The organism is Verrucomicrobiaceae bacterium (genome assembly GCA_016713035.1).
In the GTDB taxonomy this organism is placed as follows: Bacteria; Verrucomicrobiota; Verrucomicrobiia; order Verrucomicrobiales; family Verrucomicrobiaceae; genus Prosthecobacter.
Genome location: JADJPW010000006.1, coordinates 281,387 through 294,985 on the forward strand (window position 1 = coordinate 281,387; position 13,599 = coordinate 294,985).

At 58.0% G+C, this 13,599-nt stretch carries 14 protein-coding genes; 10 read left to right on the forward strand and 4 right to left on the reverse strand.

The window, feature by feature from the left end; genetic code table 11:
* The first annotated feature begins 20 nt into the window (after positions 1-20).
* On the forward strand, positions 21-1,184 hold the full coding sequence (locus IPK32_18280) for a hypothetical protein (protein MBK8093864.1): 1,164 nt from the start codon (positions 21-23) through the stop codon (positions 1,182-1,184).
* Between the two features lie 32 nt (positions 1,185-1,216).
* On the opposite strand, the gene IPK32_18285 is transcribed toward IPK32_18280, so the two are convergent.
* Positions 1,217-1,861: a hypothetical protein gene (locus IPK32_18285; GenBank protein ID MBK8093865.1), complete on the reverse strand. Its 645-nt coding sequence runs from the start codon at positions 1,859-1,861 to the stop codon at positions 1,217-1,219.
* A gap of 184 nt (positions 1,862-2,045) precedes the next feature.
* Between IPK32_18285 and IPK32_18290 the strand changes: the two genes are divergently transcribed.
* Complete coding sequence (locus IPK32_18290; protein MBK8093866.1) at positions 2,046-2,660, forward strand: PEP-CTERM sorting domain-containing protein; 615 nt, start codon at positions 2,046-2,048, stop codon at positions 2,658-2,660.
* Between the two features lie 9 nt (positions 2,661-2,669).
* Here IPK32_18290 and IPK32_18295 read toward each other — a convergent pair whose 3' ends face one another.
* Positions 2,670-3,296, reverse strand: coding sequence for an NAD(P)H-dependent oxidoreductase (locus IPK32_18295; GenBank protein ID MBK8093867.1), 627 nt, complete (start codon positions 3,294-3,296; stop codon positions 2,670-2,672).
* A 171-nt stretch (positions 3,297-3,467) separates the two neighbouring features.
* Here IPK32_18295 and IPK32_18300 point away from each other — a divergent pair, with 171 nt between their 5' ends.
* The 8 genes from IPK32_18300 (at position 3,468) to IPK32_18335 (ending at position 10,550) form a co-directional block, all read left to right on the forward strand.
* Positions 3,468-4,892, forward strand: a complete 1,425-nt coding sequence (locus IPK32_18300; GenBank protein MBK8093868.1) for an AMP-binding protein — start codon at positions 3,468-3,470, stop codon at positions 4,890-4,892.
* Positions 4,889-5,569, forward strand: a complete 681-nt coding sequence (locus IPK32_18305) for an AMP-binding protein (protein MBK8093869.1) — start codon at positions 4,889-4,891, stop codon at positions 5,567-5,569. The genes IPK32_18300 and IPK32_18305 overlap by 4 nt, the downstream gene beginning before the upstream one ends.
* A gap of 375 nt (positions 5,570-5,944) precedes the next feature.
* Entirely contained in the window at positions 5,945-6,412 is a 468-nt protein-coding gene (locus IPK32_18310; GenBank protein ID MBK8093870.1) for a hypothetical protein, read from the forward strand.
* A 138-nt stretch (positions 6,413-6,550) separates the two neighbouring features.
* Positions 6,551-7,063 (forward strand): restriction endonuclease, encoded by a 513-nt coding sequence (locus IPK32_18315; GenBank protein MBK8093871.1) that lies wholly within the window; start codon positions 6,551-6,553, stop codon positions 7,061-7,063.
* Positions 7,064-8,031: 968 nt separating this feature from the next.
* Positions 8,032-8,430 (forward strand): hypothetical protein, encoded by a 399-nt coding sequence (locus tag IPK32_18320; GenBank protein ID MBK8093872.1) that lies wholly within the window; start codon positions 8,032-8,034, stop codon positions 8,428-8,430.
* A gap of 581 nt (positions 8,431-9,011) precedes the next feature.
* A complete protein-coding gene (locus IPK32_18325) occupies positions 9,012-9,392 on the forward strand; it encodes a hypothetical protein (GenBank protein ID MBK8093873.1) in 381 nt (126 codons plus the stop codon).
* 298 nt (positions 9,393-9,690) lie between these two features.
* Complete coding sequence (locus IPK32_18330; GenBank protein MBK8093874.1) at positions 9,691-10,230, forward strand: transposase; 540 nt, start codon at positions 9,691-9,693, stop codon at positions 10,228-10,230.
* Entirely contained in the window at positions 10,155-10,550 is a 396-nt protein-coding gene (locus tag IPK32_18335) for a transposase (GenBank protein MBK8093875.1), read from the forward strand. The genes IPK32_18330 and IPK32_18335 overlap by 76 nt, the downstream gene beginning before the upstream one ends.
* Before the next feature lie 1,255 nt (positions 10,551-11,805).
* On the opposite strand, the gene IPK32_18340 is transcribed toward IPK32_18335, so the two are convergent.
* Both IPK32_18340 and IPK32_18345 read right to left on the reverse strand, forming a co-directional pair.
* Entirely contained in the window at positions 11,806-12,588 is a 783-nt protein-coding gene (locus tag IPK32_18340) for an SIS domain-containing protein (GenBank protein MBK8093876.1), read from the reverse strand.
* 92 nt (positions 12,589-12,680) lie between these two features.
* On the reverse strand, positions 12,681-13,586 hold the full coding sequence (locus IPK32_18345) for an ROK family protein (GenBank protein ID MBK8093877.1): 906 nt from the start codon (positions 13,584-13,586) through the stop codon (positions 12,681-12,683).
* Positions 13,587-13,599 lie beyond the last annotated feature (13 nt).

Sequence of the window (13,599 nt, forward strand, 5' to 3'; positions counted from 1 at the left end):
ACACTCTTCCAACCACTACCATGAGCACTCCTGAGGCCGGAAAGCCGGTTTATAACGTCAAGAACCCCTGCATCGCCAAAGTGAAACGCATGTATGACCTCAGTGGGCCTGAGGCACCGAAGCATACAGCGCATTATGAGATCAATCTCGCGGGCAGTGGCCTAGAATACACACCGGGTGACTCTCTCGCGGTACAGCCCACGAATGATCCCCAGCTCGTTGCGGACACGCTCGCCGCTCTCGGCTTCAGCGGTGAAGAGATCGTGAAGCATCCGAAAAGCGGTGCCGAAGTGCCGATCCGTCAGGCGCTGACCGAGGCCACACTCATCACCGAAGTGGATAACAAGCTCATCAAGGCCATCGTGGAAAAAACCGGCGGTGCCACACCCCTGGCGGAGCTTTCACTGCCGGAGAAAAAAGAGGAACTCAAAAACTACCTCTGGGGCCGCTTTGTCATCGACCTGCTCTTGGAGAATCCGACGGCGAAATTCACGCCAGAGGAGTTCATGGCTACGCAGAAGAAGCTGAACATCCGCCTTTACTCCATCAGCAGCAGCCAAAAAGCCCATCCAGATGAAGTTCACCTCACCGTGGCCACCGTGCGCTACACCAGCCACGGCCGGGCTCGTAGCGGCGTATGCTCCAGCTTCTTAGCAGAGAGAGTCACCCCTGGCGTGACGCTGATCCCGTGCTTCGTGAACCACGGCAAGGGCTTCCGCCTGCCAGAGCCGCAGGAGGAGACGCCGATCATCATGTGCGGCCCCGGCACGGGCATCGCGCCCTTCCGGGCCTTTCTCGAAGAACGCAAGGCCACCGCCGCCAAGGGCCAGGCATGGCTCTTTTTCGGCGAGGTGAGTGAAAAGAGCTGCTTCTTCTACAAAGATGAATTCCAGGCCTATCTGGCCGATGGCACGCTTACGAAGCTGAGTACCGCATGGAGCCGCGATCAGGCGGAAAAAATCTATGTGCAGCACCGAATGCTCGAAAATGCCGCCGAGATCTGGCAATGGCTGGAGCGGGGAGCCATCCTCTATGTCTGTGGCGATGCCTCACGCATGGCCCATGATGTCGATAAGGCACTGCACACCATCATCGAGCAACAAGGTAGCAAAACCGCCGAAGAGGCTGCTGCCTATGTGCAGGCCATGAAGGATGCGAAGCGCTACCGCCGTGACGTGTACTGAGTTTTGGCCTAGCGCAGTCGATCTCGGTGTGATCAGTTCTTGATCACATCCGCTGATTCGGGCGGAGGGGGCATGGCGGGTGGCAGATCATCGAGAGACTCGGATTTGAAGCTCTTCACAATCTCCACGGGCAGGAGGAAATTCTCATTGCGGGAGGCTTTGGCCATTTTCATGGGGATGCTCAGGGTGCCGCGCACGAGGCGGCCACTGCGCATGACTTCGACATCGGCGTCGATGAGCACTTCTTTGTCTTTGTGCTCATTGTTGATGTTGATGTTCGTGCCAAAGACGAGCGAGGCGCGGCTGATGCCTTTGTTGGTGGTTGGGGCAAAGGTGCTTTGCCCATCAAAACCACGTTTTTCCATCGGGGCGGTCATTCGCCCCGGCACACTGAGGACGAAGCGGGTGACGCGGAACCACTGATGGCGGCCCTCCTGGCCGAAAGCATGCAGTCGGAGCTGGTAGGGGCCATTTTCCGTCACCGCAGCCCCACCGATCGCCATCGCAGAAAAGGAGAAGGGGGCATTGGAGCCCCGTGGGATGAATTCTGCCCGGAATCGGGCCCCACCGACTTCTGGAGCGGCCTGGGTGGCCTCATAGGTCTGGCTGGTGGTGCGCAGATAAAGGCAGGAGGAAAGAGGCAGACAGAGGCAGGCAGCGAGGGAGAGGCGGAGCATCAATTTCATGGGTGATAAGGGCCGACTTTGACCATCTGAGCATGAAAATGCACGGTTTTATCTGCCAGAGCAGAAATTTTCGGGCTGGGAGGCTGGGAAGGTCTGAAAAAGCGGGGGAGAGCTTGCTCCGCGTAAAGAGGTGTATTGACAATATTTTATACTTATTTCATATTTACTATACAAAATGGGGCGATTCCTCACAATTATCTTACTGACCGCTTTCTGGGTGCTGCCTGGTCGCACCCTGCTGGGGGCGAACTGGGATGAGGCCGTGAGTGGCGATCTGTCAGATGTTGGCACGGCACCGACCTTCATCAATTTCACACTCGGCTCCAACATGATCGAAGGCGAGATGGGCTGGGATGGTAGTGCCCTAGATATGGATATGTGGACTTTCACTTTAGCCTCCGGCTATGAGGTCAATCAGATCAATCTAGTGGCCTACAGTGCCGGGACACCCGCGACAAATCACTACATCGCTTTTTCAGGCTCATCGACGATCGACGATATTTTCAACACCACAAATAACCTCAGCAATGCCTACTGGACGTGGTCAGGCTCCACCATCGACATGATGGCGCTGCTCGATGCAGGACCAGTCAATGGCGGGCTGGGATTTACCCCACCCCTGGGAGCAGGCGATTACACCTTCCTCCTGAGCGAAACCTTCGGTTACGGCGGCACACAGACGATCAGCTACAGCATGGATTTTGTGGTGACAGCGGTACCAGAGCCCAGCAGCGCCATGTTGCTGCTGAGTTCTGTTTTGATGCTGAATCGCCGCCGCCGCCGCAAATGAGCGGTGGGATCAGCGATACTCGATGACATCCGCAGTGGAGAAGCGCACTTTCGGTAGATCGGCATAGCGATCGTCCGCACTGCGGTATCCTGCGGGGCAGAGCACGGCGGTGGTGAGTCCTTGAGCTTCCAGCCCGAGAGTCTCGTCATACTTCGCCGCGACAAAGCCCTCCATCGGGCAGGTGTCGATGCGCTGGAGGGCACAGGCAGTCATGAACTGCCCGAGAGCGATGTAGGCCTGCTTTTTCGCCCACTCAGTGCTCATGAAACCCTGGGCGTGTGCTCCATCGACCATCTTCCGGTAAGCCATGAGGGCATCCGCCGTGCCACCACGCACCTCCACCATCCGGGTGAAAAAGGCATCGATGTCCTGTGGGCTGAGCTGCTTGCGCACGGCCATGATCACGAGGTGTGAGCAGTCGGCGACTTGGCGCTGATTCCAGGAGTGGGCGACCAGCTTTTCCCGCAGCTCCTGATCCTGGACGATGAGGAATTTCCACGGCTGAAGCCCGAAACTCGATGGCGTGAGCACCAGGGACTCCTCCAGCCTGGACCAGGTGTCGGCGGGGATCTTTTTGGCTGGGTCAAAGGCTTTGGTGGCATAGCGCCACTGGAGGGCAGGGAGTAGATCGGTCATGATGAAGGAGTTGAAGGAGTTCTAGCTGGGTGTGTCGAGCCGCCTGCTCTGCCACCAGCTACGAAAAGGCGCAAATACCAATTCTGAGGCTGAAGATCCTGCCTCATCCAACCTTGAACCCACCCGGCAGCGCCGCTTTAGTCTGCCCCATCGTATTTCCACCGCCTACTCATGTCACAGACTCCACCGACCGCATCCCTCAGACATCTCACCGTTCTCGGAAAGGAGCATCTCCCGGCAGCGGGCTGTTTCATCGTACCGGGGCAGCTAGGTTACTTTGATCTACTGCGGCTCGTGGCCTTGCTGCCTGGGCGAGAGATTGTTTACCTCATGGATAAAGGCGCTGCACTGCATCCGCTGCTGCGGGCCCATTTGGAAAAGGAGGGCGTGCCGGCTCTCGTGGTCGATACGCACACCACCGAGCCTGCGGTGTATGCGAAAGCCGTGGCCGAGGATGTCCAGCGCGGTGCGGTGGTCATCTATCTGCCTGCACAGGCCGCCACACTCCCTGCGCCGCTCACCACCGTGCCGGGGGCACGGCTGGAGTATCTGCTAAAGGTCTCCGTCCCTGTCGTGCCACTCTACATCATGCAGCGGGCAGATGCCGCACTGCCTGTCGAGCGGCGTTACGGCGAAGACGAAACGATTTTCGCCTTCGGTGCCGCGCTGACAGGCACAGACTGCACGCTGCCCAACTATCAGCAGAGCCTCCTCGCCCTCTCAGAGCAGGCATTCGGTCAATGCTCGGGGTTAGACATGCATCTAGCCTATGCAGCCCTTTTGGGGCTCAAAAAACACGCCAGCACCAACTTCGTCGTCGATGGCAAAGACGAGCGCACCCTGCGCTTTGATCGCATCTTGCCCGCAGCCATCGCGCTCTCCCGCTTGGTGAAGCGAGAGACCTCCCAGCGCCGTGTCGGCATCATCTTGCCCCCCGGCCTCGGCGGATTGATCTGCAATCTCGCGGTGCTCTTCGCGGGGAAAATCCCCGTGAACCTCAACTTCACCGCCGGCCGTGCCGCCGTGGAGAGCGCCATCAAGCGCTCCGAAATCGACCGCTTCCTCACCGCCGATATCTTTGTGCGGAAAATGCAGTCCTTCCCATGGCCGCCCTCGAAGCAGCTCATCCTCATCGAGCGCGTGATGCCCAAGATGAAGGCCTCCACCGCCATTTGGTTCGTCCTTTCCAAGCTCCTGCCCGCATCCCTCCTCGCACTCGTCCTCGGTGTGCCGAAAAAAGGCGGGCGGCAGGAGGCCACACTGCTCTTCACCAGCGGCAGCTCCGGCGAGCCCAAAGGCGTCGTCCTCACGCATCGCAACCTCATCGCCAATGTCATCCAGTTCGGCAATCGACTCAATATGTCCAACAGCGACAGCATCCTCGGCTGTCTGCCACTCTTTCACAGCTTTGGCTGCACCGTCACCCTTTGGTATCCCATCATCTATGGCCTGCACCTCGTCACCTACCCGACACCGCTGGAGACAAAGAAGCTCGCCGAGCTCATCGAAAAGCACCGCGTCAGCCTCATGGTCGCCACGCCCACCTTCCTCCGCGGCTACCTGCGCGGCGTGCCCGCAGAATCCTCGCCAGCATGAAAATGATCGTCACCGGCGCAGAAAAGCTCCCTGCCAGCGTCGCAGATGCCTTCCAGACCAAATTCGGCAAACCCGTGCTCGAAGGCTACGGCCTCACCGAGACCTCCCCCGTCTCCAACGTCAATCTCATCGACCCACCGCCCAGCAGCAATGGCACGGATGGCCACGTCTGGCTGCCAGCGCATCGTCAGGGCAGCGTCGGGCAGATGCTCCACGGGCTCGCACTCCGCATCACAGACCCAGAGACCGGGGCACCGCGGCCCATCCACCAGAGCGGCATGATTTGGTTCAAAGGGGCCAACATCTTCGAAGGCTACCTCAATGATGAAAAACGCACCGCCGATGTCATCCAGGATGGCTGGTTCCGCACGGGCGACATCGGCCGCGTCGATCTAGATGGCTTCCTCTACATCGAAGGCCGCCTCAGCCGCTTCTCCAAGATCGCGGGCGAAATGGTGCCGCATGAAACCGTCGAAGAAGCCCTCGTAAAATCCATGGGGCTCGAAAACGAAGCCCAGCGAAAAATCGCCATCGTCGGCGTGCCAGATCTGGAGCGCGGAGAGGCCCTCATCCTGCTCACCAGCATCCCCGGTGGTCCAGAGCAGCAGGAGATCCTGGATCTACGCTACAAGCTGCTCGACAAAGGCGTCCCTCCTCTGTGGATCCCGAAAAAATGATCCGCCTCGCCGAAATCCCCATCCTCAGCTCCGGCAAGCTCGATGTGCAGTCCTGTGAAAAGATCGCTCGTGCCGCTGCGGGCATTTAAAAACTACCACGACACTTTTCATGCTGAGCACTGCCAGGAAAGCCCGTTTCCGAAATTGGGCGCGTCGGGCATCTTGAGTGTTCGTTTTTCACCCGAGTAGCCGAATGGCGCATGGAAACCGACACTTCGATGAGCCTATCCCGAGATCAGCGGCTAAAACGACAGCATGAAGCATTTGCCCCCGTACTGTCCCCACACATTGGCCGTCTATAAAGCTGCTGACAAACCGACAGAAATGTTTACCATCTAATTTGTTCGGCCAAGAAACGGAGCCCATCGCCACCCCATGAAAGAGCTTTTCATTGAAATCAGGATCACCGCGATCGCCCTTACTTTGCTGCTCATCGTCGGATGGCTCACTATGGGGCGATCATGCGCCAGCCAGCGTGCCACAGACAAGAAGGTATCCCAAGTAGCCGAGCGTCTTGACCGTCAAGTTGATCGTGGCCGCTACGTTCGAGTTGCTCCCGAGTCAGTCTCCGACCTCGATTCATGGGGACAACGTATTCGGGTCGAGTATCGCGATGAAGGTCTTTCAGAGCGTCTGCTCGTCAGCTCGTCCGGCCCGGACAAGACGTTTGGAACCGACGACGATGTTCTAACCGAGAAGATGCTTCTAAACGCGAAGGGCCTTGGTGAGAAGATCCACGACGGAGCAGCGTCCACCGCCAAAGAGGCCACGAAGGGAGTCATTGACGGAGTTGCCGAAAAGCTCAAGGGAGCCCTGAAGAAGACCAAGGAGAAGCAGCCATGAACAACAGCCGAGGACCACAAGTGGGCGAACAAAACGGATCACAGTAACGGCTCGTATGGCTATCGGTCGTGTCTGCAATGTCTTGCGCTCGCCGTCGCCTGATCCGAGTCGTTCGCCCAACCCAATACGCCACCCGCCATGACTTGGAACGATTACCAAGAAGCCACAGCGACACACTTCCGCCAGTTGGGTCATTCCGCCGAAACGAATCAGACCGTGACTGGTGTGAGAGCAACTCATGACATTGATGTTCTGGTTAGATCGAAGACCAGTGCTGTCGAGTGCCTGTGGGTCGTCGAATGCAAGCGGTGGAATCGTGCGGTTACGAAGCAGTGTGTATTGACTCTGCAGCAGGTTGTTTCCGACATCGGAGCGGACAGGGGTTTTTTGCTGTCAGAGTCAGGATTTCAGTCAGGGGCCTTGGATGCAGTTCGCAGCAGCAACATTACTCTGACCACTCTTGCTGGCTTGAGCTGCTCAGCTGAGGAGTTGTGGTTTGGTCGTCAGAGCGAGGCTGCCACAGGAATCTACAGAGCATGGTATCGTGACGACGAGGACTCTGGGAACGGTCCTGAAACCTATATATACTTAGAGCGTCGTGATGAGCCTGGCATTGGCATTGCCAATAACTTGTGCTGTTCTAATGCCTGATGGCACCGTTGCGCGTCGTGAAGTTTTACCTCGGCATTTGCCCCCAAATCGGAGACGGGTCGGGTTTCTCTTTCCGCACGATTTCAATCTCTCGTCCGACCATGGTGGATTCACATTTAGAATTGTGTGGCATACCGTTGACGGTCCCATATGCACAGAAGCACACATAGATTTATGGAAGTAGTCCGCACACGAACAACCCAAGAACAAAACGGATGACAGTAACGGCTCGTATGGCTATCGGTCGTGTCAGCAACGTCTTGCGCTCGCCGCCGCCTGATCCGAGGCGTTCGCCGCACCCATGAAGCACTTCCTCGTTACTGCTCTTTCATTTTGGCTGCTCGCGGGATGTGCGCAGCTTGAGGATCACCGACGCGAGCGTGAAGTGACGCCTCAACGGGTGGGATGTGACTACACCTTCAAGATATGGCCAGGCTCTACGACCATTTATGCCCTCACACTTCAAGGCGTGAAGGATGCTTCTGCGACCCTTGGACCAGATTTCACCGTTCACTCCTTCACCTTTGTCCCAGATGCTACTCTTGCGCTATACAATGGAGGACACCCTCGTAGCGGTGACGAGAGAGCTACGACCCGATTCCGTGCCCTATTCGGCAGCAAGCGAACGGAATGGAGATTGACGAGACGAGAGACTGGTTTTCGAGCAGAGGCCTACATTCCTGATGGTGATCATTCAGTCTGGCATGTGATCGTCATTGCACCGACCGAGCAACGAGTTCGGGAAGTGATTGGACAGTTGCGGACTTTTTCTCAACACGACAGACCCACCACCAAAACGACGAATAAAACGGATGTAGGCAACAGCTCGAAGGCTATCTGTCGTGTCAGCCACGTCTTGCGCTCGCCGTCGCCTGATCCGAGTCGTTCGCCCAAGAAACGGAGTCCAATGCCCTCAGCCCCGATTTAGGATGCCACTTGTTGCCTCAGCGTTTGGTTCCTCAATGCTCGTGATGTTGGCTGCACCATGGATTATCGGTCTTTTGGTGCTTCTCGCGATCCTTGCATCGGTCATGCTCGCTATGCGTTCTCCAGTCGCAGCTATGCGAACGCTGCTCCAAGGCGTCATGATTTTCTATGGGACACTGTTACCGTTAGCGGCGCTGGTCTGGATCATGGCACCTTCAGGGAGGGATGAGAGTCGTATTGCATGGATTCTATTGGTTGCTTCGTTTGCGCCGGCGTCCGTAGTGGTGCTTTGCAGTTTTGTCAGCCTTCGTTGGGTGGCGATCGACTCGCCGACGCGGATAAGCAGCCCAACTGGTATTTTCCTCCTTCGATCAGTCGGGTTGCTTTTGGTTTCGGCTATCATCTACTGGTTCTACCTCGAAACCATGGGTAGCGTATGATCGCGCCCTCTTACAGTCGACTTCCGCCATGAACACCTTCCACGAAATCAACGGCGAACAAAACGGATGCAGGCAATGGCTCGAAGGCTATCTGTCGTGTGAGCAACGTCTTGCGCTCGCCGTCGCCTGATCCGAGATGTTCGGCGATGCTATGCGCTTCCCGAGAACGATTGCCAACAGAAGGCGCAACTAACTCAACCCTCAAATGAAAGCGGCATCGCAAACAAAGACGGAGACACATGATCCCGACTGGTATTTGCGAGACCCACGAACTCGCAAATGGATGGTCCGGTGCATTGCCTGTCAGCGTGTTGGCTACCGTGCAGATGCGCCACCGCGCTTCTTCGGCCGCGACCACTTAGTTGCGCACCTTCATCCACTCACGCTCGACTCCGAGGGCCTTTGCGACGAGTGCCAACACGCACAGGCCTTCTCCACCGGCACAACCAACAAATGACCACAACGCCGAACAAAACGGATGCAGTAAAGGCTCGAAGGCTATCTGTCGTGTCAGCAACGTCCACTCCTCTCCGTCGCCTGATCCGAAGCGTTCGCCCAACTGACCAGCGTTCCGTAAAACCATGAAGAAGCACGTTGCGCTTATTTGCTCGATTCTACTGGCCGCAGGATTGGGGATTGCGACGACCTTGTTGTACTCTCATTCAGGCTTCGGGGCAGCAGGAGCACTCATCCTTGGTTCGATTCTCGCCACCTTCGTGTTTAGCTTCATAGGCGGACGCCTTCGGATTCCTTTAGTGCTTGTTGCAGTCTTGCCGCCACTAGCGGTGAGTACTTACGACAACTATTTATTCTACAGGGAGAACCTTGCTGCAGGAGATGCTTTGCGTCAAATCGTCCAGCCATTCGCTCTCGCATTGGGCGTGCTTGTTGCACTACCTGTCTTGGTGGTGTTCGTCGTTTCCAGGTTCATTCGCCCTGACCAAGCCACTATACCATCATGACCGGCACCACAACCACCCAAGGCCGAACATGAAAGGGTGCCTTGCTGCGAGGCTAAGCGAGCCAGCAAATGCCCCAGTCGTTGAACCCTGCTGTGCCTCGATGAGCGGCGTCAACTCGGCGAAGCCAAAGCGCAGAGGCTACGCAGCAGCATAACCCCGGCTCTAGCTCCAGTGCGGCCTTATGTGCTGGGTGTTGCGCTGGTGGTCGCCGATTGGCTCTTGCTCTTGATCACCAATCTCTCAGAGCCTATCCGGCAAAAAGTTGTAGCCAGTAAAAGCTGAAAGTGGAAGTTGGGCGATGCCAGCCAAGCCCTATCAACCAGCCGGTTACGATTCTGATCTCAGCGATGCGGAATGGGAACTCATCAAGCCTATCATCTACCCGGCTGGCGCGAAGCGTTGTCGAGGCAGGCTGCGAGCTCCCGACTCCGCCCGAATCTGTCTGGACACCATCCGCTATGTGCTCAAAACGGGCTCTCAGTGGTCGATGATCCCCAAGAACCTCGCGCCCCGCAGCACCGCTCACGACGCCTTGAGTAAATGGACCGAGCAGGGCTTGTGGCCCAAGCTCAACGACGCCCTGCGCACCCAGACACGCCTGATGCTAAAAAAACGCCATGCCCAGCGCCGCTGTCATCGACAGCCAAAGCGTCAAAGGCGGGCAGCTACCGGCTGTGAGCCTGCGGTTACGACGCGGGCAAGAAGATCAGGGGACGCAAGCGCCACGCGCTCACCGACACCAACGGCCTGCTGCTGGGCGTGGTGGTCACGCCCGCCGACGTGCAAGATCGTGACGGCGCAAAGCTGCTGTTGTGCATGTTTTGCCATGGCTTCCTGAGCCTGCTGATGATCTTTGCCGATGGTGGCTATGCCGGGAAGCTGGAGACCTTCGTGCAGAGCATGGGACAACTCTTCGGTCACGGAGCGAGTTTTGCCTTGGGGATCATCAAGAAGCTCGAAGACCAGAAGGGCTTCGTGGTGCTGCCGCGCCGCTGGGTCATCGAGCGCAGCTTTGGCTGGCTGGTGAAGCAACGCCGACTCACACGGGATCACGAGAAGAACCCGCGCCATCACGAAGCCTTTGTTTACCTCGCCTTCATCGGCATCATGGCCAGACGCCTCACCTCGTTACAACCTGTCGAACCTTTTGCCGGATAGACTCTCAGCCTCTCCTCGGCTGATCTGGGGTGCAGCAGGGAGGGGGAGGCGCGGCTTTGCGCCGGGATTCGCTCCAACGGGCCCGTTTCCGTGCAGGCATCATCCGTTCGGCGATCTGCATGGACTGTTGGCAACAGAGACACTTGAGAACCGGTCTGGGCATGCAACGTGAGGTCCCGCCAAATTTTAGGTAGTCCATATTGGAGTGTTCTAAGTGCCCGATCCCGGCCCCTTGAGCAAAGGGCCACGGGGCAGCGCCAACTCCCCTGGAAATCACCTCGCACCCGAACTCGGATTTGCCAAATCCGACCTCGGAAACGCTAAATCCGACCCCGGAATCGGCAAATCCGACCTCGGAAACGGCAAATCCGACCTCGGAATCGGTAAATCCGACCTCGGAATCGGCAAATCCGACCTCGGAATTCGTAAATCCGATCTCGGAATCGGTAAATCCGCCCCCGGATTGCCCGGTACCCGACCCCGGATTGCCCAGTACCCGATCCCGGATTGCCCAGTACCCGATCCCGGATTGCCCAGTACCCTACCCCGGATTGCCCAGTACCCGATCCCGGATTGCCCGGTACCCGCCCCCGGATTGCCCAGTACCCGTCCCCGGATTGCCCGGTACCCGTCCCCGGATTTACCAATTCCGACCCCGGATTGCTCGGTACCCGACCTCGGATTTCTCGATTCCGACCTCGAAACTGCCCTTTTCGCCCTCCAATCACCCCAAAACCGGGCTTGGTGCCTGTGAATAGCTGTTTTGGCGAACAGTGGGCACCGATCAGCTTCCACCACCTCGACACCAGGTCGCCCGGCACCTCCGCCTCGGCCTTGTCACCCCCAGCCAGTCTGAGAGTCCCAGCCGAGCGTCGAGGGCACTCCCCGCACCCACTTCCCGGATGAACCGTTTTTCATGGTGCCTGCATGAAACGCCTATGCAGGGCCGCCATACCATACAAGAGCCGCAAAGCACATCCGATGCGGCGGGAAGGTGCAATTACTGCTCTTTGCCGCAGAAGTCGCATTTGTCCCATCCCCAGCCACGAATGAAAATGCCGTCTTTTGTTTTCACTAGCTGCTTTTGGCAATGTCGGCATCGAAGTGAGTAGGCAGCAATATTGCCAACAATCACCCAAATGAGTGCCAGGGGAAATGCATAGTCTTTTAGACCTGTTGATGGGACTACCCAGGCACAGAAGAGCCCAGATATTACAATGCCGTAGAATACTTTTTTTGGTTTGCTCATCTCTGATCAGTCTTTGCCCAAGCCCGCATAATACCGTGCGATTCGCCGTGCGTGTTCGTCATAGGCGGCTTCGAAGAGTTCGGTGGCTTTGGGGGCTCCGACGAGGGCTCCGGCGGTGAGGACTTTCGGCGGCTGGCCGGCTTTGGTGAGGCGGTCGGCGACTTCGGCTTTGATGGCGTTGACGAGGAGGCAGCCGCCGACGGTGCTGCCGGGGGAGACAGGGGTTTCGAGGCCTTCGATCTTGATCATGGCATCACCGACGGGGGCACCGGTGTCGAGGACGATGTCGGAGAAATCCTGGAGCTTCTTGCCGTCGCGGTGGCGGCTGGTGCTGGCTTCGCTGTGGGTGGTGCTGATGATGGAGGCGACTTTGACGCCGCGCTTTTGGAATTCCTCGGCCATTTCGACGGGGACGACGTTGCAGCCGCTGCTGGAGATGACGAGGGCGCTATCGCCGGGTTGGAGATCGAAGTTCCGCAGGATGCGATTGGCCAAGCCGCTGACGTTTTCGAGGAACATGGCCTGACGCTGGCCGTTGGCGCCGACGACGAGGTTGTGGAAGGTCAGTGAGAGCTCGACGATGGGATTGAAGCCGGGAAAGGAGCCATATCGAGGCCACATTTCCTCGACGAGGATGCGACTGTGACCGGAGCCGAAGACGTGGACCATTTGGCCAGCGAGGATCGTTTTGGCGAAAAGATCAGCGGTTTGCTGGATGAGTGGGAGTTGGTCGCGAACGCGATGGATGAGGCCTTCGGAGGCCTGGAGGTATTGGAGGGCGGGGGGCATGGAGAGGTGGCGAGTAAGTAGTGCTCAGTTCTCAGTGCTCAGTGCTCAGTGCTCAGTGGTGATGCCGCGAGCGCTTTCTGGCGACTGAGCATTCAGATCTGAGCACTTTGCAAAAGATTAAAAACAGCCCCCAGACATCCCGCGCTATCCCCAAGCTCCGCAGGTACGATGCGGGCCTGGTTGCCGCCGGGACGCCATTCGAAGTCGTTGAGGGCTTGTTGGAGTGGTTTAAGAAGGCGGTCTTGGGCACCGGTGGCGATGCCGCCGCCGAGGATGACGATTTCGGGGTCGAGGACGTTGATGAGGGAGGCGATGGAGGCGGCGAGGTGTCGGACGGAGGTGAGCCAGACTTTTTCTGCATGGGCATCGCCTGCGGCGTAGGCATCGAGCAGGGAGTGTGTGGTGGCGTAGCGGCCCTCTCCACGCTGGGTGATGGTTTGATTGCCGATGGCGTCTTCGAGACTGCCAGGGGTGTTGAAGTCATCACGCGGGCCGTGCGTGTCGGTGCTGATGTGGCCGAGATGGCCTGCACGGCCGATTTTTCCCTTGAGAAGCCGTCCACCGCTCCAGATCGCTCCACCGACGCCGGTGCCGAGAGTGAGCATGAAGGCGTCTTGCGTGCCCTGGGCGGCTCCGGCCCAGATTTCGCCCAAAAGGGCTGCGTGGGCATCATTGAGCACGCGGCAGTCGCGGTCGAGAAATGTGGCCCAGTCGAGCTTTTCCAGTCCGTGCATGCGTCCGGGCATCCAGTCGATGTAAAGGCCGCTAGAATGGGCCAAACCGGGTGCGGAGAGGCCTACGGCGAGTTTTTGACCGACCTGGGACTCGAACTCATGGACGATCCCGCGCACGGTGTGGGCGAAGCGTGGTGTGTCGCCCTCAAATTCGCCATCGCGTGTCGGTTTGGACAGAGTCGCGAGAGTTTGCGAGGACTGAGTGTCCACGAGGGCGGCTTTGATGTTGGTGCCGCCGAGGTCGATGCCGATGGCTGGTGTCATGCACAGATGCGAT